11 protein-coding genes are annotated in these 25,645 nt (G+C 65.6%); 8 read left to right on the top strand and 3 right to left on the bottom strand.

Features of this window, described 5'->3' with window-relative positions; genetic code table 11:
- Positions 1-24 precede the first annotated feature (24 nt).
- Positions 25-12,975 (top strand): non-ribosomal peptide synthetase, encoded by a 12,951-nt coding sequence (locus tag CRP40_RS02905; protein WP_027916032.1) that lies wholly within the window; start codon positions 25-27, stop codon positions 12,973-12,975.
- A gap of 244 nt (positions 12,976-13,219) precedes the next feature.
- Here the strand turns inward: CRP40_RS02905 and dsbG are convergent, their stop codons facing one another.
- The 3 genes from dsbG to dsbD are packed head-to-tail and all read right to left on the bottom strand — an operon-like array spanning position 13,220 to position 16,538.
- A complete protein-coding gene (dsbG, locus tag CRP40_RS02910) occupies positions 13,220-13,978 on the bottom strand; it encodes a thiol:disulfide interchange protein DsbG (protein ID WP_027916033.1) in 759 nt (252 codons plus the stop codon).
- A gap of 2 nt (positions 13,979-13,980) precedes the next feature.
- The gene (locus CRP40_RS02915; protein ID WP_027916034.1) at positions 13,981-14,817 is read right to left on the bottom strand and encodes a TlpA disulfide reductase family protein; all 837 of its coding nucleotides are present in this window, start codon (positions 14,815-14,817) and stop codon (positions 13,981-13,983) included.
- Complete coding sequence (dsbD, locus tag CRP40_RS02920) at positions 14,817-16,538, bottom strand: protein-disulfide reductase DsbD (protein WP_027916035.1); 1,722 nt, start codon at positions 16,536-16,538, stop codon at positions 14,817-14,819. The genes CRP40_RS02915 and dsbD overlap by 1 nt, the downstream gene beginning before the upstream one ends.
- 282 nt (positions 16,539-16,820) lie before the next feature.
- On the opposite strand from dsbD, the gene CRP40_RS02925 reads away from it, so the two are divergent.
- The 7 genes from CRP40_RS02925 to CRP40_RS02955 all read left to right on the top strand — a co-directional run bounded on the left by CRP40_RS02925 (position 16,821) and on the right by CRP40_RS02955 (position 25,329).
- Entirely contained in the window at positions 16,821-19,652 is a 2,832-nt protein-coding gene (locus tag CRP40_RS02925; RefSeq protein ID WP_027916036.1) for a xanthine dehydrogenase family protein molybdopterin-binding subunit, read from the top strand.
- Positions 19,645-20,181, top strand: a complete 537-nt coding sequence (locus CRP40_RS02930; RefSeq protein ID WP_023535868.1) for a (2Fe-2S)-binding protein — start codon at positions 19,645-19,647, stop codon at positions 20,179-20,181. The genes CRP40_RS02925 and CRP40_RS02930 overlap by 8 nt, the downstream gene beginning before the upstream one ends.
- A gap of 2 nt (positions 20,182-20,183) precedes the next feature.
- Positions 20,184-21,395, top strand: a complete 1,212-nt coding sequence (locus CRP40_RS02935; protein WP_033695153.1) for a cytochrome c — start codon at positions 20,184-20,186, stop codon at positions 21,393-21,395.
- Positions 21,396-21,398: 3 nt separating this feature from the next.
- Positions 21,399-22,370 carry an XdhC family protein gene (locus CRP40_RS02940; protein WP_027916038.1) on the top strand — a complete coding sequence of 324 codons (972 nt, stop codon included), beginning with the start codon at positions 21,399-21,401 and terminating at the stop codon, positions 22,368-22,370.
- The gene (locus CRP40_RS02945) at positions 22,367-22,942 is read left to right on the top strand and encodes a nucleotidyltransferase family protein (protein ID WP_027916039.1); all 576 of its coding nucleotides are present in this window, start codon (positions 22,367-22,369) and stop codon (positions 22,940-22,942) included. Before CRP40_RS02940 ends, CRP40_RS02945 begins: the two co-directional genes overlap by 4 nt.
- A gap of 384 nt (positions 22,943-23,326) precedes the next feature.
- The gene (locus CRP40_RS02950) at positions 23,327-24,010 is read left to right on the top strand and encodes a response regulator transcription factor (RefSeq protein ID WP_027916040.1); all 684 of its coding nucleotides are present in this window, start codon (positions 23,327-23,329) and stop codon (positions 24,008-24,010) included.
- Complete coding sequence (locus CRP40_RS02955; RefSeq protein WP_027916041.1) at positions 24,007-25,329, top strand: ATP-binding protein; 1,323 nt, start codon at positions 24,007-24,009, stop codon at positions 25,327-25,329. Before CRP40_RS02950 ends, CRP40_RS02955 begins: the two co-directional genes overlap by 4 nt.
- Positions 25,330-25,645: the final 316 nt, after the last annotated feature.

Raw genomic sequence — 25,645 nt, forward strand, 5'->3', positions numbered from 1 at the left:
ACCTCGACACCGGCAGGAACACCCATGACGCATGCCTTCGAACTCCCGACTTCGCTGGTCCAGGCCCTGATGCAACGCGCCGCACAGAGCCCGGACAAGATCGCCTTGCGCTTTCTGGCCGATGCGCCCGGCGAACAGGCCGTGCTCACCTACCAGGCGCTCGACCAGCGCGCGCGCGCCATCGCGGCTGCGCTCCAGGCACGGGCCGCATTCGGGGACCGTGCCGTACTGTTGTTCCCCAGCGGCCCGGACTACGTGGCGGCCTTCTTTGGCTGCCTGTACGCCGGCGTCATCGCGGTGCCGGCCTACCCACCGGAGTCCGCACGCCAGCACCACCAGGAGCGCCTGCTTTCGATCATCGACGACGCCGAGCCGCGCCTGCTGCTGACCGTCGCGGCATTGCAAAAAAGTCTCCAGGGCCTGGAGGCGCTGCAAGCCGCGCAGGCCCCGGAGCTGCTGGCCGTTGACCAGCTCGATCCGACACAGGCGGCGGCTTGGCGCGAGCCTGCGTTGCAGCCCCATGACATCGCGTTCCTGCAATACACATCCGGTTCCACGGCCTTGCCAAAGGGCGTGCAGGTCACCCACGGCAACCTGGTGGCGAACGAACAGCTGATCCGCCACGGCTTCGGTATCGATCTGAACCCAGACGACGTGATCGTCAGCTGGCTCCCGCTCTACCACGACATGGGGCTGATCGGCGGGCTGCTGCAGCCGATCTTCAGCGGCGTACCCTGCGTACTGATGTCGCCTGGCTATTTCCTGGCACGGCCGCTGCGTTGGTTGCAGGCCATCAGTGAGTACGGCGGCACCATCAGCGGCGGCCCCGACTTTGCGTACCGGCTGTGTAGCGAGCGGATTAGCAAGGCTTCCTTGGCAGGGCTCGACCTGAGCCGCTGGCGGGTGGCGTACTCGGGTTCCGAGCCGATCCGCCAGGACAGCCTGGCCACCTTCGCCGACACCTTCCAGGCCTGCGGCTTCAACCCACAAAGCTTCTTCGCCAGCTACGGGTTGGCAGAGGCCACGCTGTTCGTCAGCGGCAGCCGCCGCGGTGAGGGCATCGGCGCCTTGGCGCTCGATGCCCAGGCCTTCGCCGAAAACCGTGCCGAGCCTGGCGAGGGCAGTGTGGTGATGAGTTGCGGCTGGCCACAGCCCGGCCATGCGGTACGCATCGTCGAACCCCGGCAGCGCCAGGTGCTGGCGGACAATCAGGTAGGGGAAATCTGGGCTGCCGGGCCAAGCATCGCCCACGGGTACTGGCGCAATGTCCAGGCCAGCGCTCAGACGTTCGTCGAGATGGATGGTCAGCGCTGGCTGCGCACAGGCGACCTGGGTTTCATGCGCGGCGGCGAGGTGTTCGTCACCGGTCGCCTGAAAGACATGCTCATCGTGCGCGGGCAGAACCTCTACCCGCAGGACCTGGAAAAGACCCTTGAGCGTGAGGTCCCTGCGCTGCGCAAGGGCAGGGTGGCCGTGTTTGCCGTCGAGCACGAGGGTGAGCAAGCCATTGGCGTGGCCGTGGAAATCAGCCGCAACGTGCAGAAGACGACCGCGCCCGATGCACTGATCAAAACGCTTCGTCATGTTGTCGCCGATGCGTGCCGCCAGGCCCCGGCCGTGGTCCTGTTACTCAACCCAGGTGCCTTGCCCAAGACCTCCAGCGGCAAACTCCAGCGCTCGGCCTGTCGTCTGCGCATGGACGATGGCACCCTCGATTGCTACGCGCGCTTTCCACAACCCGCTTTGCCGGCCACCGAGACCGTGACCGGTGAAGGGTTGCAGGCGCAAATCGCGCGTCTTTGGTGCGACATTCTCAAGGTCGAGGCGGTGGCGGCGGACGATCATTTCATGCTGCTGGGCGGCAACTCCATTGCCGCCACCCAGGTCACGGCAGCGCTGGCCGACGCCTTGGGCATCGAGTTGAGCCTGCGCACCCTTTTCGAGGCCCCAGTGCTGGCCGACTACACCCAGGCGGTTGCTGCAAGCCTTGCCCAAGGCCAGCAAGCGGGGGCCATCGACCTGTTGCCCCGCGACAGGCCACTGCCCCAGTCGCTGGCGCAGAACCGCCTGTGGCTGCTTTGGCAACTGCAGCCGCAATCGGCTGCCTACAACATTCCTGCTGGCCTGCAACTGCGCGGGGCCCTGGATGAACCTGCTCTGGAAGCCGCCCTGCAGGCGCTGGTAGAGCGCCACGAAGCCTTGCGTACGGTGTTCAGCGAAGTCGACGGCCAGCCATTGCAACGCGTCCTGGCTCACCTGCCGGTGAACCTTCAGCGGCTTGACTTGCAGGGGCAAGCGCCCGAGCAGGTCGACAGCCAGCGAGAGGCCGAGGCCTGCCTGCCTTTCGATCTGCAGAGAGGGCCGCTGCTGCGCCTGACGCTGGTCCATCTGGACGAGGAGCATCACCAGCTTTGGGTAACCCTGCACCACATTGTTGCCGATGGCTGGTCGCTCACCTTGCTCATGGACGAGCTGGCGCGTCTTTATGCGGCTTATTGCCAGGGCCTGGAACCCAAGCTGGCACCGCTCGGGCTGGGCTACGCCGACTACGGTAACTGGCAGCGCACCTGGTTGGCAGAGGGTGCAGCCGAGCGTCAGCTCGCCTACTGGCGCGATCAGCTGGGCGATGCGGCGCCGGTTCTGGACCTGTGCACCGACCACCCCCGCGCCAGCCAGCGTGGCAACCATGCCGCACGCCTGAACGTGAAGGTGCCTGCGCACTTGTCCCAGGCCCTCAACGCCTTGGCACATCAACACCAATGCAGCCTGTTCATGGTGCTGCTGGCGGGTTGGCAGGCGCTGCTGCACCGTTATACCGGCCAGGCCGACATCCGGGTCGGTGTGCCCAATGCCAACCGCTCGCGCCTTCAAAGCCAAGGGCTGGTCGGTTTCTTCATCAACACCCAGGTGCTGCGCGCTCAGGTACACGGCCGACTGCCGTTCGCCGAATTGCTCGGCCAGGTGCGCCAGGCCACCCTCGACGCACAGGCCAACCAGGACCTGCCGTTCGAGCAGTTGGTCGAGGCGCTGCCCCAGGCCCGTGAACAAGGCCTGTTCCAGGTCATGTTCAACCACCAGCAACGCGATCTGTCGGCGCTGCGGCGCCTGCCGGGTCTGCTGGCCGAAGAGCTGCCCTGGCACAGCCGGGAAGCCAAGTTCGACCTGCAACTGCACAGCGAGCAAGATCACCAGGGCCGTATGCGCCTGGCGTTCGACTACGCCAGCGAACTGTTCGAGCAGGACACGGTGGCGCGGCTTGCTCAGCACCTGTTGAGCCTGTTCGAGCACGTCTGCGAAACGCCGCAGCTGCCCATCGGCGAAGTCCCCCTGCTGGATGAGGCGAGCCGCGCACGCTTGCTGGACTGGGGGCAAGCGCCGGCTGCGCAGCCGCCACAGCTGCTGGTCGAGCAGCTCAATGAGCAGGCTCGCCTGCACCCGCAGCGCACGGCACTGGCCTGGGAGGGCGGCAGCCTCGGTTACGCCGAACTGCATCAGCAGGCCAATCGCCTGGCCCATTACCTGCGCGACAAGGGCGTGGGCCCCGATACCTGCGTGGCCATCGTCATTGAGCGCTCGCCCCAGCTGCTGGTAGGCCTGCTGGCCATCCTCAAGGCCGGCGGCGCCTATGTGCCGCTGGACGTGGATTACCCGGCCGAGCGTCTGGCCTTCATGCTGGCCGACTGCAATGCCGGCCTGCTGCTCAGCCACAGCAGCCAATTGGCCACGCTGCCGCACGTGCAGGGTGTTGGCGTGATCGCGCTGGACCAACTGCACCTGGACAACTGGCCGAGCCAACCGCCCCGGCTCCACCTGGACGCCGACAACCTGGCCTACGTGATCTATACCTCCGGCTCCACTGGCCAGCCCAAGGGCGTAGGCAACACCCACGGGGCGCTCGCCGAGCGGCTGCAGTGGATGCAGGCGACCTACGCACTTGGCGCGGACGACGTGTTGATGCAGAAGGCACCGATCAGTTTCGATGTTTCGGTGTGGGAATGCTTCTGGCCGCTGATCACCGGCTGCAAGCTGGTACTTGCCGGTGCCGGTGAGCACCGCGATCCGCAGCGCATCGCAGCGCTGGTGCAGGCCCATGGCGTGACCACCCTGCATTTCGTGCCACCTTTGTTGCAGGTATTCGTCCAGGAGCCCCAGGCTGCGGGCTGCAGCAGCCTGCGCCGCCTGTTCTCCGGCGGCGAGGCGTTGTCGGCTGCCTTGCGCGACCGGGTCTTGCAGGTGCTGCCACAGGTGCAGCTGCACAACCGTTACGGCCCGACCGAAACCGCCATCAACGTCACCCACTGGCATTGCACCGCCAGCGACGGTGGGCATTCGCCCATGGGCCGCCCGTTGGGCAATGTGCTGTGTCAGGTGCTGGACGATGAGCTGCACCTGAGTGCACCTGGGGTGCCGGGCGAGCTGTACCTGGGTGGCACGGGCTTGGCCCGTGGCTACCTGGGCCGCCCTGGCCTGACGGCCGAGCGCTTCGTGCCCCAGCCTGGCGGCAATGGCCAGCGCCTGTACCGAAGCGGCGACCGAGTGCGCTGGTTGGTGCAGTACCCGGCGCTTGAGTACCTGGGCCGCCTCGACCACCAGGTGAAAGTACGTGGCTTCCGCGTGGAGCCCGAAGAAGTGCAGGCCTGCCTGCTGGCCCAGGCCGGCGTCGAGCAGGCGGTGGTGCGGGTTCATCAGGACACCGTCGGCGCACAACTGGTGGGTTACTACAGCGGCACTGCCGAATCGGGCCCCTTGCTCGCGGCGCTTGCCGAGCAACTTCCGGCCTACATGGTGCCCGCACAGCTGATGTGGCTGGCGCAGATGCCGCTCGGCCCGAGCGGCAAGGTCGATCGCAAGGCATTACCGGCGCCTGTGTGGCAGCAGCGTGAGCACATCGAGCCACACAGCCCCTTGCAACGGCAGGTCGCGGCCATCTGGTGCGAGGTGTTGGGCCTGCCCCAGGTCGGCTTGCAGGACGATTTCTTCGCCCTGGGCGGGCACTCCTTGCTGGCGACGCAAATCGTCTCGCGCACGCGACAGGCCTGCGACGTCGAGCTACCGTTGAAAGCCCTGTTCGACGCCAGCGAGCTGGGCGCCTTCTGCGCTGAAGTCGCACGCATCCAGGCCAGCGGTGAACGCAATGCGCAAGGCGACATCCCGCGCGTGGATCGCCGTCAGGCGGTACCGCTTTCCTATTCGCAACAGCGCATGTGGTTCCTTTGGCAAATGGAGCCCAACAGCCCGGCCTACAACGTCGGCGGCATGGCGCGCCTGCGCGGCACCCTGCATGTAGATGCCTTCGAGCGGGCGTTGCACGCGCTGGTCGTGCGTCACGAAACCCTGCGCACCACCTTCCCCAGCATCGAGGGCGTGCCTTATCAATGCGTGGCCGACGACAGCAACCTGCAGCTGGCCTGGCAAGATTTCAGTGCACTGCCCGACGCTGCCCGCCAGCAGCGCCTGCAACAGCTGGCCGACCAGCAGGCACACCAGGCGTTCGACCTAGAGAGTGGCCCCTTGCTGCGTGCCTGCCTGGTCAAGCTGCAGGAGCGCGAACACGTCTTCGTGCTCACCTTGCACCACATCGTCACCGAAGGCTGGGCCATGGATATCTTTGCCCGCGAACTGGGCGAGCTGTACGAAGCCTTCGTTGACGACCGTGAGTCGCCGCTGACGCCCTTGCCCGTCCAGTACCTGGACTACAGCGTATGGCAACGGCAATGGCTGGACAGCGGAGAGGGCGCTCGCCAGCTCGCTTACTGGAAACAGCGGCTGGGACAAGAGCACCCGGTACTGGCGCTGCCCACCGACCGCCCTCGACCTGCCGTGCAAAGCCACAAGGGCGAGCTCTACAGGTTCGAGCTGAACCCTGCGCTGGTGCAGCGCGTGCACACCTTCAACAGCCAGCGTGGCCTGACCTTGTTCATGACCATGACCGCCACCCTGGCGGTGCTGTTGCACCGCTACAGTGGTCAGCGCGACCTGCGTATCGGCGCCCCGGTGGCCAACCGCATCCGCCCCGAGAGTGAAGGGCTGATCGGTGCCTTCCTCAACACCCAGGTGCTGCGCTGCGAGCTGGACGGCCAGATGACCGCTGCCGAGGTGCTCGAGCAGGTGCGCCAGGCCGCCATCGAGGGGCAGTCCCACCAGGACTTGCCGTTCGAACAACTGGTCGAGGCCTTGCACCCGCCGCGCAGCAGCGCCTACAACCCGCTGTTCCAGGTGATGTGCAACGTGCAGCGCTGGGCCTTCCAGCAAAGCCGTACGCTGGCCGGCATGCAGGTGGACTACCTGGTCAACGACGCAGCCGCCACCAAGTTCGACCTCTACCTGGAGGTCACGGACCTCGATGGCCGTCTGGGCTGCTGCCTGACCTACAGCCAGGACCTGTTCGACGCGCCACGCATTGCCCGCATGGCCGCGCATTGGCAGCAGTTGCTGATCGGGCTGCTGGACCAGCCGCAGCAACGCCTGTGCGAACTGCCGATGCTCAGCAGCGCCGAACAGCAGGGGCTGGTCGCGCAACTGCGCGGCGAGCCGGTCAGCACGGCGCGGCATACACTGCATGGGCTGTTCGCGGCCCAGGCGGCCCAAGACCCGCAAGCACGGGCCCTGACGTTCGCCGGCCAGCACCTAAGCTACGCCGAGCTCGATCAGCAGGCCAACCGCCTGGCCCGCGCCTTGCGCGAGCGCGGTGTCGGCCCGCAGGTGCGGGTGGGCGTGGCGCTCGAACGCTCGCTGGAAATGGTCGTCGGCCTGCTGGCAGTACTGAAGGCCGGTGGCGCCTATGTACCGCTTGACCCGGAGTACCCGCTGGACCGCTTGCGCTACATGATCGAGGACAGCCAGGTCGCCGTACTGCTCAGCCAACGCCGCTTGCTGCAAGACCTCGGGCCGCTGCCGGAGCACCTGGCCTGCTGGAGCCTGGAAGACGACCAGCCTACGCTGGGCGCCTATAGCGAGGCGCCGCTGGACGATGTCAGCCTGGCGCAGCACCCGGCTTATCTGATCTACACCTCCGGGTCCACCGGCAAACCCAAAGGTGTGGTGGTCAGCCATGGCGAGTTCGCCATGCACTGCCAGGCAGTGATCCAGGCGTTTGGCATGCGCAGTGACGATTGCGAGCTGCATTTCTATTCCATCAACTTCGACGCGGCCAGCGAACGGCTGTGGGTGCCGCTGCTGTGTGGCGCACGTGTGGTCATCCGCGCCCAAGGGCAGTGGGGCGCCGACGAGATCTGCCAGCTGGTGCGAGAGCAACACGTCAGCGTGCTGGGCTTCACGCCCAGCTACGGCAGCCAGTTGGCTCAGCATCTGGCCGTGCAGGGCGAGTGCCTGCCGGTGCGCCTGGTGATCACCGGGGGCGAGGCGTTGACCGGCGAGCACCTGCAGCGCATCCGCCAGGCCTTCACCCCTGATCAGCTGTTCAACGCCTACGGCCCCACCGAAACCGTGGTCATGCCGCTGGCCGCCCTGGCCCCGCAATCGCTGGCGGCCGACCTGGGCAGCGTGCCCATCGGGCGGGTGATCGGCCAACGCACGGCCTACATCCTCGATGATGACCTGGCCCTGTTGCCCCAGGGGGGCATCGGTGAGCTGTATGTGGGCGGCGCCGGCCTGGCCCAGGGCTACCACGACCGTCCTGGGCTGACCGCCGAACGCTTCGTCGCCGACCCCTTCAGCCACACCGGCGGGCGCCTGTACCGCACCGGCGACCTAGTGCGCCTGGGCCAGGATGGCCTGGTGGAGTACATCGGGCGCGCCGATCAGCAGGTGAAGATTCGCGGCTTCCGCATCGAGCTGGGTGAAATCGAAAGCCGCTTGCAGGCCCATGCCGATGTGGATGAAGCGGTGGTCATCGCCGTTGACATGCAGGGCGTGCGGCAACTGGTCGGCTACCTCGTAAGCCAGCACGCCGCTGGCGACCCGCATGCCCAGCAACAGCTGCGCGAAGCCGTCAAAGCCCATGCCCATCAGCATCTGCCGGACTACATGGTGCCGGCGCACCTGGTGCTGCTCGATTCCCTGCCGTTGATGGGCAATGGCAAGCTGGACCGCCGGGCCTTGCCGCTGCCCGACCTCGACCAGGCTCGCCAGCATTACCAAGCGCCGACCAATGATGTGCAAGCGCAATTGGCGCAGGTCTGGGGCGAGGTGCTCAACGTCGATCAGGTCGGTGTTCAGGACAATTTCTTCGAACTGGGCGGTGACTCGATCCTGTCGATCCAAGTGGTGAGCCGCGCGCGGCAGGTAGGCCTGCAATTCTCCCCGCGTGACCTGTTCCAGCACCAGACCATCCAGGCCCTGGCGGCCATCGTGCAGCCGGTGCAGGTCACCGACAGCATCGAGCAAGGCCTACGCCAGGGCAGCGCACAGTTGACCCCGATCCAGCACTGGTTCTTCGACAGCGCGTTGGCGCAGCCGCAGCACTGGAACCAGGCCGTGCTGTTGCAATGCCGCGTGCCGCTGGATCAGACCCGGCTGCACACCGCGCTGGCCGCCCTGGTGGAGCACCACGACAGCTTGCGCCTGCGGTTCAGCGATGCTGCTGGCCATTGGCAGGCCGAGTACGCCCAGCCTGATGATCAACAGCTGCTGTGGTCGGCCACGGTCGCCGACCTGGACGATTGCCAGGCGCTGTACACCGACCTGCAACGCAGCCTCGACCTGCAGCGCGGTCCCTTGCTCCGTGCCTTGCTGGTGAGTGACGGGGAGGGCGAACAACGCCTGGCATTGGCCATCCATCACTTGGTGGTCGACGGCGTTTCCTGGCGCATCCTGCTCGAAGACTTGCAGGCGCTGTACCGAGGCCAGGCCCTGCCGGCCAAGACCCATGCCCCAGGTGACTGGGCGGCGCGGCTGGCAGCCTATGCCAGCAGCGATTCGCTGCGTGACGAGCTGGGCCAGTGGCAGGCCCAGGTGGGTGAGGTACGCCATGAGCTACCCTGCGATCATCCCCAGGGCGGCAACGTGCAGCGTCATGCCCGGACCGTGACCATCGGCCTGGATGCCCAGCAGACCCGCCAGTTGCTGCAGCAGGCGCCTGCGGCCTACCACACCCAGGTCAATGACCTGCTGCTGACGGCACTGGCCCGCACCCTGTGCCAGTGGACGGGCCAGCCGCAGGCGCTGGTGCAGTTGGAAGGCCATGGCCGGGACGGGTTGTTCGAGGACATGGACCTGACCCGCAGTGTCGGCTGGTTCACCAACGCTTATCCGTTGAGCCTGTCCCCCCTGGCAGGGGATGATGACCAGGCACGGGCGGCGTCCATCAAGCGCATCAAGGAGCAGTTGCGCCAGGTGCCGCACAAGGGCCTTGGCTACGGTGTGCTGCGCTACCTGGCGGACCCGGCAGCGCGCGAGCAAATGGCGGCCCTGGCCCAAGCGCGCATCACCTTCAACTACCTGGGGCAGTTCGACCAGCAGTTCGACGACGGCGCGCTGTTCACGCCGGTGGACGCGCCGGTGGGCCTGGCCCATGACCCGGATGCGCCGCTGCCCAACTGGCTGAGTGTCGATGGCCAGGTCTACGGCGGTGCGTTGCAACTGCGCTGGACATTCAGCCGCGAACGCTATGAGCCGCACACCATCGCCACGCTGGCGAACGCCTATCGCCAGGAACTGGTGGCGCTGATCGACCATTGCCTGGCAGACGGGCAGGGCAGCTACACCCCCTCGGACTTCCCCCTGGCGCACCTTACCCAGGCGCAGATCGACGCGTTGCCTGTGCCGGCCAACCTGATCGAGGACGTCTACCCCCTGACCCCAATGCAGGAAGGCATGCTGCTGCACACCCTGCTCGAACCCGGCACGGGCCTGTACTACATGCAGGACCGCTACCGCATCAGCAGCGCAGTCGACCCGCAGCGCTTCGCCCAGGCCTGGCAACAGGTGGTGGCGCGGCATGAGGCCTTGCGCGCCTCGTTCAGCTGGAACAGTGGCGAGGCCATGCTGCAGATCATCCACAAGCCCGGGCAATTGGCCATGGATTACCAGGACTGGCGCGACCTGGACGACGCCGACCAGGAGGCTCGCCTGCAAGCCCTGCACAAGCAGGAGCGCGAAGCCGGCTTCGACGTGTTGCACACGCCGCCGTTCCACCTGCGCTTGGTGCGAGTGGCCGATGCGCGCTACTGGTTCATGATGAGCAACCACCACATCCTCATCGATGCCTGGTGCCGCTCGCTGCTGATGAACGACTTCTTCGAAATCTATCAGGCGCTGGGCGAGGACCGACAGGCGCAACTGCCGGTGCCGCCGCGCTACCGTGACTACATTGGCTGGCTGCAGCGCCAGGGGTTGGACGACGCGCGTGCCTGGTGGCAGGCCAACCTGGCCGGCTTCGAGCGCGCCACGGCGCTGCCAAGCGATCGTCCGTTGCGCCATGAGCATGCGGGCAGCGGCATGGTCGTCGGTGATTGCTATACGCGCCTGGCGGTTAGTGAGGGCACTCGCCTGCGCGAGCTGGCCCAGGCTCACCAGTTGACCGTCAACACTTTCGCCCAGGCGGCCTGGGCCCTGGTGCTGGCGCGCTACAGCGGCGAGCGCGACGTGGCCTTCGGCGTGACCGTGGCGGGTCGGCCGGTGAGCATGCCGCAGATGCAACGCACCGTCGGCCTGTTCATCAACAGCGTGGTGCTGCGTGTGCAGCTGCCAGCGGTTGGCCAAGGGTGCACTGTGCGCCAGTGGTTGCAGGGTTTGCTGGAGCGCAACATGGAATTGCGCGAGTACGAATACCTGCCGCTGGTGGACATCCAGGCGTGCAGCGAACTGCCCAAGGGCCAGCCGTTGTTCGACAGCCTGTTCGTGTTCGAGAACGCCCCGGTGGAAACCGCCGTGCTCGATCACGCCAAGCACCTGGATGCTACCTCCGACTCAGGTCGCACCCACACCAATTTCCCGCTCACCGCGGTCTGTTACCCAGGTGATGACCTGGGCCTGCACCTCTCGTTCGACCAGCGCTACTTCGACTACCCGACCGTCGAGCGCTTGCTGGCCGAATTCAAGCGCCTGCTCCTGGCGCTGGTCCAGGGGTTCGACGAACAGGTGCAAGCCTTGCCGCTGGTGGGCGCCGAGGAACAGCGTTTCTTGCTCCAGGCATGCAACGACACTCAGCGGGCTTACCCCCTGGAGCAGAGTTATGTCGCGCAGTTCGAGGCGCGCGTGGCCGCCCATCCCCAGCGTACCGTGGCCCGGTGCCTGGACGCCGAGTACGACTATGCCAGGCTGAACCTGGCGGCCAACCGCCTGGGCCATGCATTGATCGGGGCTGGTGTACGGCTGGATCAGCCGGTGGCCCTGCTGGCCGATCGCGGCCTGCCGCTGCTGGGCATGATCGTTGGCAGCTTCAAGGCCGGTGCTGGTTACCTGCCGCTGGACCCAGGCCTGCCACCTGCGCGCCTGCAAAGCATCCTTGAGCTCAGCCGGGCGCCGGTGCTGGTGTGCAGCGCGGCCTGTGCCGAGCAGGGGCAGGCCTTGCTGCAAGCCCTGAACCCTGGCGTACGGCCCCAGTTGTTAGTGTGGGAAACCGTCCAGACCTGCACCATGGACAGCCACAACCCTGGGGTCCACAGCGGCCCGGACAACCTCGCTTACGTGATCTACACCTCAGGCTCCACCGGCTTGCCCAAGGGCGTGATGGTGGAGCAGCGCGGCATGCTCAACAACCAGCTGAGCAAGGTGCCCTACCTGGCGCTGACCGAGCACGATGTCATTGCGCAGACGGCGTCGCAGAGCTTCGACATTTCGGTGTGGCAGTTCCTGGCCGCGCCGCTGTTCGGCGCCCAGGTTGAAATCGTGCCCAACGCCATTGCCCACGATCCCCAGGGCCTGCTCACCCATGTCCAGGCCACCGGCATCACCGTTCTTGAGAGCGTGCCATCGCTGATCCAGGGCATGCTTGCCAGCGAACACCAGGCGCTGGACGGCCTGCGCTGGATGCTGCCTACCGGCGAAGCCATGCCACCGGAGTTGGCGGCGCAATGGCTGCAACGTTACCCACGGATCGGCCTGGTCAACGCCTACGGGCCAGCGGAATGTTCGGATGACGTGGCGTTCTTCCGTGTCGATGCCGACTCTACCCAAGGCAGCTACCTGCCCATCGGCACCCCGACCGACAATAACCGGCTGTACCTGCTGGGCGATGAACAGCAAGTGGTGCCCTTGGGGGCCGTGGGCGAGTTGTGCGTGGCGGGTACGGGTGTGGGCCGTGGCTACGTGGGCGACCCGGCACGCACGGCGCTGGCGTTCATTCCCCACCCTTACGGTGCAGCAGGCGAGCGTCTGTACCGCACCGGCGACCTGGCCCGCCAGCGGCCTGACGGTGTGCTCGAGTACGTAGGCCGGATCGATCACCAGGTGAAGATTCGCGGTTACCGTATCGAACTGGGAGAAATCGAGGCCCGGCTGCATGAGCAGCCGCAGGTCCGCGATGCAGCGGTCGCTGTGCAGGAAGGTGTCAACGGCAAGCACTTGGTGGGTTACCTGGTGCCTCACCACGGGGTCACGGGCGACGACACCGTGCTCGCTCAGCTCAAGGCACGCCTGCGCGCCGAGCTGCCTGAGTACATGGTGCCCCTGCATTGGGCCTGGCTTGAGGCCTTGCCTCACAATGCCAACGGCAAGCTCGACCGCAAGGCCCTGCCCGCCATCGACATCGGCAGCCAGCACAGCCAGGCCTATCAGGCACCGCGCAGCGAGCTCGAGGGCCTGCTGGCCGGTATCTGGGCCGAGGTGCTCAAGGCCGACCGGGTCGGTGTGCACGACAACTTCTTCGAACTGGGCGGCCACTCGCTACTGGCCACCCAGATTGCCTCGCGGGTGCAGAAGCAACTGCAACTGAACGTGCCACTGCGGGCGATGTTCGAGTGCAGCACGGTGGCGGAACTGGCCGTGTACGTGGAGGGGCTGCAGGGCAGTGCGCTGAATGAAGACAAGGTGGATCGGTTGAGTGACTTGATGGCGGAGTTGGAGGGGTTGTGAGGGGCTGCGGGCGACGAGCAATCGTTCGTCCGTTCAAGGGCTAACGAAGTCGCAGGGGCTGCGGGGCTGAAGTCCTGATGCTGCGGTGCGGCCTCTCGCGGCCGGTCCAGCGCCCCGGTAAGGCCGCTCCCAGGAATGAGTGGCTTTTGGATTCAGTGCGAAGCATCACGGGCAAATACCCGGGCTGTTTGCACTGCACCTTGAGACTCTAATTCCCAGGGACTTCAGCGCGTATTCCCGTTATTCACCGCTTACCCAAAATCGTCCCCAACATCTCAGGCCGCGGCGCCCCTTGCTGGCTGTGCACCTTGCCTTCACTGTCCTGGTAGAAAATCGCAGGGGTGGCCTGCAGGCCCATCTCCTGCATCAGGGCCATGTTGGCGGCGAGCTTTTGCTGCACCTCGGCTGGCATCTTGTCCAAGGCCTTGAGGGTGCTGGCCTTGCCGGCTTTCTCGTGCTGCTGCAGGGCCTTGGCAGGGTCCTTGGCGGCGAGCAGGGCTGCCGACTTGCCTGGGCTGTCTTCACGGATGATACCCACCATGATGTGGCGCAGCTGCACCTTGCCCGATTCCACCCAGGGGCGGGCCTGTTCCCAGAACATGTTGCAATACGGGCAGTTGGGGTCGCTGAACAGGTAGATCTTGCGCGGTGCATCGGCCTTGCCGTCGGCGATCCAGGCGGACTTCTCCATCTTTTGCCAGAACGCCTGGGTCATGGGGCCGTAGACCAGCTTCTCCAGCGGGGCGGCGCTCAGGTCCTGGCCCTGCTCGTCGAACAGGTTGCCCACCAGCACGTGCTTGCCGTCAGGAGTCAGGTACAGGGCCAGGGGGTTGTTCTGGTACTCGGCGGCATAGCCGCGCAGGCCGTCGGGCGCATCGAAGCTGCCCTTGATCACGGCGCCCTTGCTTTGCAACTGCTGGACCGCCTTGGGCAGGTCTTCGGCATACAGGGCGGGGCTGGCAAGCAAGCAAGCGGTGAGCGGGAAGAGTGCAGGCAATCGCATGGTCAATGTCCTTGTGCGGCAGGTTCGGGCGTGGCGGCCCGTTGGTAGGATTCCAGGGCGTGACGCAGGCTGGCGCGCGACAGCTCGCCCAGATGGCTGCCAAGCAGGCGGCCGCCCTCGTCGTAGAACAGGGTGGTAGGCAGGGCCATGGAGCCGACGCGCTGGGCCAGCAGGCCAGTGCCGTCGAACAGCACGTGGGTCAGGCTCAAGCCGGTGGTGGCCAGGAAAGTGCTGACGTTTTCAGGTGTCTCGCCTTGGTTGACGAACAGGAACGTCACATGGGGGTACTCGCCTTGCGCTTGTTGCAGTACAGGCATTTCCCGGCGGCAGGGCGGGCACCAGGTCGCCCAGATGTTGATCACCAGCGGCTTACCCCGGTAGCGCTGCAACGCCACCGACTCGCCTGCGGCATCGCGCAGGGTGATGGCAGGCAATTCGGTCCCCTTGCTGTACAGGTGGCTACCCAAGCTGGCCAACCCCCAGAACAAGGCGCCGCTGAACAGCGCCCAGCTCAATGGCCGGCGCAGGCCAGGGCGACGCCAGCCTTGCCACACAGCGGCCAGGCTAATGCCCACAAGCCCTGGCCAGAGCAGGAAACCGCCGTCGCGGATATCGATGATCTGGAGCAGATCGCCCCGGTACATCGACCAGTAGGCCGCGACAAATCCGATCCGCGCGCACAACAGGCCGATTAGGAACAGATTGAACAGCGCGGACTCGGGGCTCTCGCCGCCACGCCGTGCCACCCACCAGCCGACCACGCTGGCAATGCCCAGGGCACACAGCAGCACCAGATGGTTCAGGGCCATGGTCAGTGGCCCCAGGGTCACGGTCAGCATCAGCCCTGGCTCCGGGTGAGGGCCCACTGTTGCACGAAGGTGGCGGCATCCACTTCTCCGGTGATGCGCCTTGCCCGGCGCTCCTGGCCTTCTGGGCCGAGCCAGATCAGGGTAGGTGGGCCAGGCACCTGGTAATGCTGCAACAGCGCCTTGCTGGCGGGCGTATCGGTGGTGACGTCCAGGCGCAGCAGGTGCACGCCGGCCAGTTCGGCCTGGACGTCGCTGCGGCTGAACACCTGCTTTTCCATAACCTTGCAGGCCACGCACCAGTCGGCGTAGTAATCGAGCAGTACCCACTGGTTGCGGCCTTTGGCCGCGTCCAGCTCCCGTTGCAGTGCCTCGGGCGTACTCACGGTGACGAAGGCGTCGTGGGCAGGCGAGTCGGTGGCGGCCACCGTCCCACCCGTGAATGGGCGCAGCGGTTGCCACAGGTCATCGCCGCCGGCAGCGGCGCCGACCAGCAGCAAGCCGCCCCACATGGCTGCCAGCAACGGTGCAATGCGCAGCGCCGGAAGACGCTGTAGCGCAGGCCAGGCGGTCCAGCCCAGTGCGATCAGCCAGGCCCCGCTCAAGGCCAACAGCAAGCTGGCCGGGAGCAGGCTGCGCACCGTGTACAGCGCCATGGCCAGGAACACGAAGCCGAAGATGCCTTTGACCAGGTTCATCCAGGCGCCAGGGCGTGGCAGGAAGCGGTTGCCCAGGGTCACGATCAGCAGCAGCGGTACCCCCATGCCCAGCCCCAGGCTGAACAGCACCAGCGCCCCTTGAAGCACGTCGCCGCTCTGGGCGATGTACAACAGCGCCCCGGCCAGCGGCGCGGTCATGCAGGGCCCCAGCAGCAGCCCGGACAACACGCCCAGCAGCGCAGCACCATACAGGTTGCCACCGCGCGTGCCCTGGCCGGCGCGGTCCAGGCGGTCGCGCAGGGCAGCGGGCAATTGCAGTTCGAAGGCACCGAACATGGGCAGGGCCAACAACACGAACAAAGCGGCCAGGCTGCCCAGTAACCAGGGTTGTTGCAGCCAGGCCTGCAAGCTGGCGCCCAGTAGCGCAGCCACCACACCCAAGGCGGCATACACCAGGGCCATGCTCAGCACGTAGGTGCCAGCCAGCATCCAGCCACGCCGTGCACTGGCACCATTGCCCAGCACCAGCCCGGCGAGAATCGGCAGCATCGGCAACGAACAGGGCGTAAAGGCCAGCAGCAGGCCCAGGCCGAAGAAGGCCAGCAGGCCCCAGGCCAGGTTGCCCTGCTGCAGGCCGCTGGCCAACGCCTGATCGCTGGCCTGCTCAGCTTCCAGGGTGGCGACCGAGGCTTCGCCCCCCAGGTCGACCAGCGTCGTCTGCGGGGGGTAGCACAGGCCCGCATCGGCGCAGCCTTGCCAGCCAAGACGCAACTGCCCCTGGGCGCCGGGGGGCACCGTCAACTCAAGCTGTTCGCGGTAGACGGTGCTGTCGCCGAAAAACTCATCGTGGTGATTGATGCCCGCAGGCAAGGGCGGATGCTGGCCCGTGGGCAGCCCGTCGAACTTCAGGCGTTTCTGGTACAGGTAATAGCCCGGCTGAATCTGAAAATACAGGCGGGTAGAGCCGTCGGCCTGACGGTCGTGGGTTAGCACGAAAGCCTGTTCGACGGGTAGAAAGTCAGGCTTGGTGGCGAATGGGTTGGCCTGCGCTGGGCCAGCCAGCAGCACCATCAATAACAGCAGAAAAACGCGCATGAGTTTGCCTTGGCAGATCGTTGAATGGGGCCATGCTGGCGAGGATCGATTAACCCACTGTTAACGCGGGAATAGGGTTGAAGTAAGTCGGCTGACCTCAGGGTTCGACGAAATACCGCGACACAATGTCAGCTTGACTTTGCTTGTGATGGCGTCAATGCGGTAAAGTTGACAATCAAGTCAGTTTTTCCTGGCCTGCACGACAGGGTTTCGACCCCCTCGACCCCTGCACAAGAATTAAGAACACATGGGCAGCACCCCCTGCTGCCCAGAGGATCAAGCATGTCCAACCGTGATATTTCCCGGCGCGCCTTTCTGCAAGGCGGCCTGATCGCTGGCGTCGGCGTGACCCTGGCGCCGCTTGGCAGCCAGGCGTTCGCCGCGTTGATGGAGGACCGGGTTACCGCCTCGCCGCTCAAATGGATGAACCATGACGGCAAGGCGCGCTTTCGTAACGACGCGTTGTCGAAAGTCTGTGGCAACAAGGTCTTCGCCCGTGACATTCGTGCCAAGGACATGCCCGGCTGGCCTGCGCAGCAAGGCCACGCTCTGTTGCTCAAGGCCACCAAGGCCGACCGCCTCTATGAAGGCCACGACCTCAGTGTGCTGGGTGCCGAGTTGCAACCGGACCGCATCGTCACCGCTGCCGACCTGGAGCGCGACGGCATCGCCTGGCCCGAGGCGCACTCGCCAGACCCGCTCTTGCCCCCTGGCAAGGTCCCGATGTTCATCGGCCATCCGGTGGCGCTGCTGATCTGGCACGACTTCGAGCGCTTTCGTCAGGCCAAGCGCCTGCTGCAATTCAACGACCAGGTGATTCGCTACGGCGCCCAGGCGCCGTTGTACCAGCGTGACCCCTACGGCAGTTTCCGCTTCGTGCGGGTGGGCGGCGCCACCCCGTTCGACGAAGACGAATTCTCCAGCCTGAAGGATTCGCCGCTGTTTCCCACCATCCTCAACCGCAAGCCGGTGTGGTCCAAGTCGCCCAACCAACATGGCGACCTCACCGAGCAGGGCCTGTTCTACGCCAACCGCATGGCCGAACAGCTGGCCAACCCGCCCGAGCACTGGCTGGTCTTCGACGAGCGCTTCAAGACCCCCTCCATCGAGCCGGCGGCCTTGGAGCCAGACAACGGCAACGGTTGGTTCGACGTGGCCAGCGGCACCCTGCATTTCGTCGTGGCGACCCAGTGCCCGTTCGAGGCCGCGCAGGAATGCGTGCACATGATCAAGCCGTCACGCTTTGGCCTCAAGCACTTGAACATGCACCCAGGCTACACCGTTGGCTACGGCTCCAAGGACAACAACATTTTCGTCTTCTACGCTGCCGTGGCAGCGCTGTATGGCGAGGGCGTGCCGGTGCGCCTGGCCAACGACCGCTACGAGCAATTCCAGAGCGGCATCAAGCGCCACGCCTTCGACATCCGTTACCAGTTGGCGGTGGACAAGAAGGACAACAGCTTCAAGATCTTCCGTGCCGACATGAGCTGTGACGGCGGTGGTCGCATTAACTACAGCCCCTCCGTTGCAGCCGTAGGCGCTACCGCTGCCCAGTCGATCTACTACATGCCGCAGAACGATCTGGCAGTCACTGCCTATCATTCGCGGGCAGTGGAAGCCGGCTCCATGCGCGGTTACGGCACCCTGCAAAGCATGGCCGCCACCGAGATGATGGTGGACGAAGTGGCCGGCCGCCTGGGCGTCGATGCCATTGACCTGCGGCGCAACAATGCCCTGAAGTCGGGCATGAAGAATACCCAGGGCGCGGTGCCAGCCGGTGCATTGCGCCTGCACGAGATCCTCGACAAGGCGGCTCAGCACGAAGGCTGGCGTAACCGTGATGCACGCAAGCAACGGCGCGAGGCCAGCGACCCGGATCATTGGTACGGCACTGGCTTTGCCATCTGCCAGAAAGACTTCGGCACCGGCGCCGAAGCACCCATGGCCAGCATCGAGTTCAGCCGCGACGGGCGCATCAGCCTGCGCCACATCGGCACCGAGCTTGGCACCGGCATGTCCACCTCCCAGGCACTGGTGGTCAGCGATTTCCTGGGCCGTTCGGCCGACGAAGTGCTCACTGCCGTCACCGAGTGGCCCGAGCTGCAACTGTCCACCAGCGGCAACCCGTACCTGATCAGCCAGGCCGAACAGGACGCCGCCCTGCGCAACCCGCGCTGGGTCGGCAAGCTGGCCTCACCCTCGTCGGCGACCAACTCGGCGTTCTATTTCAGCCATGCCACACGCGAGGCGGCTCGCGCGTTGTTCAATCACGGCCTATGGCCTGCTGCCATGGCCATCTGGACCCAGGGCCCGCACGGCGGCCAGGCCAACCCGCTGGTGGTGCGTCGGGAAAACGCAGTGTGGGTCAACGGTGAGCTGACCGGCAACGGCCTGGCGCCCATTCCCTTTGCGCAACTGGCCGAGAAGGCCCATGCCATGGGCCTGGTGACAGGCGTGAGCGTCCACGGTTTCAACCGCTGGAGCTGGGCTGAGTCCGACTTCGTCATCGACGGCGTGCGCGAGCGTTTCCCGCTCGACGCGTTGGCCGTGAAGTACGGCGACGGCGCCGCCAATGCCAAGAAGGCGCAGATGACCAGCAGCGGCTACCACCTGCTCGACCGTCAGAACCCTGCCTACCCCGATACACAGTTGAACAACGCCATGGTCACCTATTACAGCCCGGTCGCCACCCTGGTGGAGGTGAAGGTGAACAAGGGCACGCACCAGGTGCAGGTCCTCGATCACCACAGCTGGGTCGAATGCGGCCGCGTGCTGGTGCCTGAACTGGTCAAGGGCCAGCTCGAAGGCGGCATCGCCATGGGCATTGGCCATGCACTGACCGAGGAAATGCCGTTGTACGAAGGCGGGCCGGGGGAGGGCGACTGGAACTTCAACCGGTACCGCCTGCCGCACGCGCGTGATGTGGCGGTATGGACGCAAAGCAGCGAGATTCTTCCGCCGCTTTCACCCACCGACCCGTCCAAAGGCATCGCCGAGGTGGTGATGATCCCGATCGTCGGTGCCATCGGCAATGCCGTGGCCCATGCCATCGGCAAGCGCGTACGCGATCTTCCCATTACCCCAGCCCGTATCCAGGAGGCCCTCAATGGCTAACCGTCCACTGCAACTGACCCTCAACGGTCAACCGGTCGGCCCGGTCCAGGTCCCTGACGACCTGGCGATGATCGACTACCTGCACGAGCACCAGAACCTCACCGGCTCGCGCCTTGGCTGCGGGCAGGGCATCTGCCACGCCTGCGTGGTGATCGTCGACAACCCCGACGGCACCAGCGAAGAAGTGCGCACCTGCATCACCGGCGCCCATTACTTCGAAGGCAAGAAGGTCCGTACCATCGAAGGCCACGCCCAGCAGGACGAGGCTGGCAACCTTACGTTGAACCCGATCCAACAGAAGTTCGTCGACCTGTTCGCGTTCCAGTGCAGCTACTGCGCACCAGGCTTCGTCAACGCCGCCACAGTCCTGGTGGAAACCGCACAGCGCCAGCCGCTGAAAAAGAGCGAGGTGCAAGCACGTATCGAAGCCAGCCTTGGTCACCACATCTGCCGTTGCACCGGCTATGTGCGCTACTACCAGGCCACGCGCACGGTGCTCGATGACCTCGGCCTGGTAAAGGAGGGTTGAGCATGGGCTTTTTCCGTAGCGCCCTGGCGCTAGCGTTTGGCCTTGCCGCAACGTGCTCGGCGCTGGCCAGTGATGACGGCCAGATCAAGCGCGGCCAGTACCTGGCCCGTGCTGCCGACTGCATGGCGTGCCACACGGCCGAGGGCGGAGCGCCGTTCGCCGGTGGCCTGCCGATCCATTCGCCGTTTGGCACCATCTACGGCACCAACATCACACCCGACAAGCAGTACGGCATCGGCAACTACAACGCCGACGAGTTCTTCGCGGCCGTCACCCAAGGCAAGCGCAAGGACGGCGCCAACCTGTATCCGGCCATGCCCTATACCTCGTATCACCTGATGCGGCGTGAAGACTCGGATGCGATCTTCGCCTACCTCAAGACCATCGCCCCGGTCCATCGCCCGGCACCCCAGACGGCCCTGCGTTTTCCGTTCAACGTGCGCCTTGGCCTGAGCGGCTGGAACATGCTGTACGGCAAGAGCGTGCAGGCCCAGCCTGTCGAAGGCAGCAGCCCTGCCTGGCAGCGTGGCCAGTACCTGGTCGAGGTCATGGGGCACTGCGGCGAGTGCCACACCCCGCGCAACGCGGTCGGCGCCTTGCAGCAGGACCTGCGTCTGAGCGGTGGGCTGCTCAACGGATACCTGGCCCCGAGCCTGCTGGCCACCGACCTGGCCGAGCGCGGCTGGTCGCAACCGGATCTGACCGCGTTCCTCAAGCACGGGATCAGCGCCCAGGGCAGTATGTTCAACGAAATGTTTCCGGTGGTGCACCTGAGCACTCAGCACCTGGAAGACGCCGACCTTGCCGCCATGGCCACTTACCTGCTCGGCGACAACCCGCCGGTGGCCAAGGCGATCGCGCCCGTGCCGCTGACGCAGATGAGCGAAAGTGCCCAGCGCGGTCGCCAGCAATACCTGAACGTATGCGCCGGTTGCCACGGCGTGGAGGGCCAGGGCAAGCCGCACATCGCCGTGGCGATGCAAGGCAATACGGTGCTGCGCCAGGCCGATTCGCGCAACCTGGCCAAGGTGATACTCGACGGGATCCGCGAGCAGCAGTTCACCGGCTTTGAGCGCATGCAGCCGATGCCAGGGTTCGCTGATAAGCTCGATGAACGCCAGGTGACCGACATGGTCAACTACCTGCGTCAGGCATGGGGCGGGCTGCCCGGTGATTTCAGTGAACAACAGCTGGCCGAGCTGAAAGCGGAGTAAAGCGTGCAGCATCTCGATCTACAGGTGATTCGCCAGGCGTTGCAGTGGTCTAGCACAGGTCAAGCGGTGTGGTTGTGCACCGTGCTCGCCACTTACGGCTCGGCGCCCCGCGCGCCGGGCTCGTTGCTGGCAGTCAACGACAAGGGCCAGTGGCTGGGGTCGTTGTCCGGCGGTTGCGTCGAAGACGATTTTCTTGAACGCGTGGCCCTGGGCGAGTTCGTGCAACCGGCGGCCATCGTGCGCTACGGCGATGGCAGCGACCCGCGCTCGCGGGTCAGCTTGCCCTGTGGCGGCGTGCTGGACGTGCTGGTGGAACGCCTGCCGTCCACGTGCGAGGTGCAAGACCACCTGCGCCAGCTGGAAAGCGCGTTGCAGGGTCAGCGGCGGGTACTGCGCCAGGTCAAGGTGCCCAGCGGCATCCAGGGTCTGACAGACGCAGCCGGTCAAGGGCCGCGCGTGCACCGCGACGGTGACTGCGTGCATCTGCGCGTGGGTGCCGCCCAGCGGCTGCTGCTGGCGGGGTATTCCAGTGTTGCCCAGTACTGCGCCGAATTCGCCAAGGCCATGGGGTTCGAAGTGGTCCTGTGCGAGCCACGTGAGGAGGTGCTCGAAGGGGTGCAGATCGACGGTATCGAGGTACGCCGCGAGCTGCCCTCGGAATTCATCTTCAATGGCGGTTGTCATGCCGACACCGCCGTGGTGGCGCTCACCCACGATCCCAAGATCGACGATCTGGCCATGCTCGAGGCCGTGCGTACCGAGGCGTTCTATATCGGCGTGATGGGTTCGCGCGCCACCTCCGATAAACGCCGCGAGCGGCTGCACCGCATCGGCGGCCTGGATACCGATGCGCTGGATCGCATCCATGCGCCCATCGGCCTCAACCTGGGCAGCAAGACGCCGGCCGAGATCGCATTGGCGGTGTTGGCAGATGTACTGCGGGTGCGCAACGGGCTTGACCGGGCCGCCTTGTGAAGGTGGCGGCGCTGGTCCTGGCCGCTGGGCGCAGCAGGCGCTTCGGTGCCGACAAGCGCCGGGCCCTGCTGCCCGACGGGCGCAGCCTGTTGGCCCAATGTGTACAACGGGCCGAGGCGGTGTTCGAGGATGTGCGCGTCGTGTTACGCGAGGACGAGGGCCGCGAGGACTTCGACCTGGGCACCGCCTGTGGCTGGGTCGTCAGTGCCCAGGCAGCTTCGGGCATGGGGCACAGCCTGGCAGCAGGCGTTGCCGCCCTGGCTGACAGCGATGCGCAAGCGGTGGCTATCTTGCTGGGGGACATGCCCTGGATAGAGGCCGCGACCCTCAGGCACCTGGCCGAGATCGCCCAGGCTTCGACCATCGTGCTGCCGCGTCATGCTGGGCAGCAGGGGCATCCGGTGATCTTCGGGCGCGCGTTCTGGCCGGCGCTGTTGGGGCTGACCGGTGACGAAGGCGCCAGAGCGGTGGTGCATGCCAACCGCGCCTCGTGCACGGTGATCGAAGTGTCGGATGCGGGGGTGTTGATGGATGTGGATACGCCCGAGGCGCTGGGCGTTTTAGGGCGTTGAGCAGGGCGGGGCACGTGGTGCTGCGCTGTATCTGGAAGATAGCGATCTCTATAAAAGGGCCTGGCTGGATCAGTCAGGGGGGGGCGCTGTTTTGAGGTTTCAGCTTCGCAGCTGATAGTGCCGGGGCCGCTGCGCGGCCCATCGCGGCACAAGGGCCGCTCCCACACGGGAAGCCGATAGACTCCAGATGTGGTGCATGACAGTTGACCCCCAAAGTTAAGCACCGCATGGTCCGGCGCTCCGGCAAGACCGCTCGTTGACTGTCAGACAATCCGCACGTTTCGCCGCCCAATCCTTCTCCCCAAACCCTGTGCCTGCGTCCATAATTCCCCCTTAATCCATTCACGCTGCAATGTCGGCCACACCATTGCGGGAGCCCCACCCATGCACGTTCTGCTTTGCGAGGACGACGACCTCATCGCTGCTGGCATCTGTGCAGGCCTTGCCGCACAGGGCTTGACCGTCGACCGGGTGGGCAATGCCGCCGCCGCCCGGGCCATGCTCCAGGCTGCGCAGTTCGACGTGATGATCCTCGACCTTGGCCTGCCCGACGAGGACGGCCTGAAGCTGCTGCGCCGCCTGCGTCAGCAAGGTGAGACGTTGCCAGTGCTGGTGCTCACCGCCCGTGATGCGGTCACTGATCGGGTCGACGGCCTGCAGGCCGGGGCCGACGACTATCTGCTCAAGCCGTTCGACCTGCGCGAGCTGGCCGCGCGCCTGCACACCCTGCTGCGCCGAGTCGCCGGCCGTGCGGTGAACGTGATCGAGCATGGCCCGCTGCGTTACGACCCCAGCAGCTGCGAGGCTACGCTTGCCGGCAAACCCGTGGACCTGTCTCGTCGTGAGCAAGCCTTGCTCCAGGCCCTGTTGCAGAACGCCGGGCGCGTGCTGTCCAGCGAGCAATTAAAGGACTGCGTGTACGGGTTCAACGACGAAGTGGAAAGCAATGCGCTGAACGTGCATATCCATCACCTGCGCCGCAAGCTGGGCAATGGCATCGTCGAGACCGTGCGCGGGCTAGGCTATCGCCTGGGCCCAGCCAATGCACCCACCGAGACGCCATCATGAGCCTGCGTGTGCGCCTGAGCCTTATCCTGGGCAGTGCCTTCGTGATCATCTGGGCGCTGGCCGCCGCCTGGATGTTGCGCGACCTGCGCCAGCAGATGATGTTCTCCCTCGACCAGCGCCTGGTGGCATCTGCACGCATGGTTGCCGGCCTGATCGACCAGCTGCCCCAGCCGCTCAGCGTCAAGGGCGAAGGTACTCACTATGCGGCTGACCAGTTGAGCGTACCGGACGGCATGGCCTGCCAGGTCAGCTCGCTGCGTGGGGAAATCCTGGCCAGCAACCACAAGCACGATGGCGTCATGGATGACGGGCGCAGTGGTTTTCGCGACCAGACCATCGACGATGCCTCATGGCGCACCTTCACCTACAACCATGGCGATGTACGCATCACCACAGCCGACCGGCACATGGAGCGCGAAGCCCTGAACCAGTCCATCCTGCTCGCTGCCTCGGCGCCGGTGCTGATGGCCTTGCTGGGCAGCCTGGGCTTGCTCTGGGTCGGGCTGGGCAAAGGCCTGGAGCCGCTCAATCGCATGCGCGATGCCCTGCGGCGCAGGCGCCCAGACAGTGTCGAGCCGTTGCAGGTGGCCGGCATGCCCAGTGAGCTCCAGCCGTTGCTGGAGACCCAGAACCAGCTGTTCGTGCGCATCGCCCAGACCATCGAGCGCGAGCGGCGCCTGACCGACGATGCCGCCCATGAGCTGCGCAGCCCGCTGACAGCCATCAAGACCCACCTGCAGGTTGCTCGCATGACCGAGGGCACGGTGCGCGAACAAGCGCTCGAGCATGCCGAACAGGGCGCCGATCGCATGCACCGGACCCTGGAGCAATTGCTCATGCTGGCACGGGTGGAGGGTAGCTTGTCGTTCGACGACGGTGTGCAGTGCAGTGCCGAGCAAGTCGCGCGTCAGGCGGTGCAGGACGCCGGGGGTGGTGACAACCGCAGGATCGTCCTGAACTTGCCGCCCGAGGCGGCCCAGGTCTACCTGAGCATGCCCGCACCGCTCGCGGTGGCGGCGCTGCGCAACCTGCTGGACAACGCCTTGCGCCATGGCGGTGACGATGCGGTGGAGCTGGAGGTACAGGCCGTGGAGGGGCAGGTGGGGTTCATGGTGCGCGATCACGGGCCAGGCATTGCCGAGGCAGACCTCGGGCACCTGACCGAGCGTTTCTGGCGTCATGGCCAGAGCAGCGGATGCGGACTTGGCTTGGCCATCGTTCAGGCAATTGTGCAGCGCTGTGCGGGTAGCCTGAAATTCGATAGCCGAAGTGATGGGTTGAGGGTGGTATTGCAGGTGCCGGCGCGGCCTGCGGGGTGATCCTGGGCGTTGTCTGAACATTCTGGGGCCCAAAGCACGCAGTGTAAGAGGTGGTTGAGCAAGCTAGTTCTTTTATAGTCGGTGAAGATGTCTACTGCTACCTATTCTGGTAGACTTCTCGATCTATAATCATTGCAGTTGCAGTTGCAGTTGCAGTTGCAGTTGCAGTTGCAGTTGCTCTTGCTCTTGCTCTTGCTTCTAAGCGCGCGGTAGTTCAGGCGCCGCAGATCGCGACTTCAGGAGGCCGAGCGCAGGGCTTGCGGAGGGAGGTGACAGGCATGGATGCCTGTCAAGCGCTGGGCCCCAGGATGGGGCC

Origin of the sequence: Pseudomonas sp. URMO17WK12:I9, from assembly GCF_900230165.1 — a bacterium.
Taxonomy (GTDB): Bacteria; Pseudomonadota; Gammaproteobacteria; order Pseudomonadales; family Pseudomonadaceae; genus Aquipseudomonas; species Aquipseudomonas fulva.

What these genes read in the sequence shown, in the direction of transcription:
- CRP40_RS02905 (WP_027916032.1), top strand. Translation starts at nt 25, where the DNA reads ATGACGCATGCCTTCGAACTCCCGACTTCGCTGGTCCAGGCCCTGATG.
- dsbG (WP_027916033.1), bottom strand. Translation starts at nt 13,978, where the DNA reads ATGCGATTGCCTGCACTCTTCCCGCTCACCGCTTGCTTGCTTGCCAGC.
- CRP40_RS02915 (WP_027916034.1), bottom strand. Translation starts at nt 14,817, where the DNA reads ATGCTGACCGTGACCCTGGGGCCACTGACCATGGCCCTGAACCATCTG.
- dsbD (WP_027916035.1), bottom strand. Translation starts at nt 16,538, where the DNA reads ATGCGCGTTTTTCTGCTGTTATTGATGGTGCTGCTGGCTGGCCCAGCG.
- CRP40_RS02925 (WP_027916036.1), top strand. Translation starts at nt 16,821, where the DNA reads ATGTCCAACCGTGATATTTCCCGGCGCGCCTTTCTGCAAGGCGGCCTG.
- CRP40_RS02930 (WP_023535868.1), top strand. Translation starts at nt 19,645, where the DNA reads ATGGCTAACCGTCCACTGCAACTGACCCTCAACGGTCAACCGGTCGGC.
- CRP40_RS02935 (WP_033695153.1), top strand. Translation starts at nt 20,184, where the DNA reads ATGGGCTTTTTCCGTAGCGCCCTGGCGCTAGCGTTTGGCCTTGCCGCA.
- CRP40_RS02950 (WP_027916040.1), top strand. Translation starts at nt 23,327, where the DNA reads ATGCACGTTCTGCTTTGCGAGGACGACGACCTCATCGCTGCTGGCATC.
- CRP40_RS02955 (WP_027916041.1), top strand. Translation starts at nt 24,007, where the DNA reads ATGAGCCTGCGTGTGCGCCTGAGCCTTATCCTGGGCAGTGCCTTCGTG.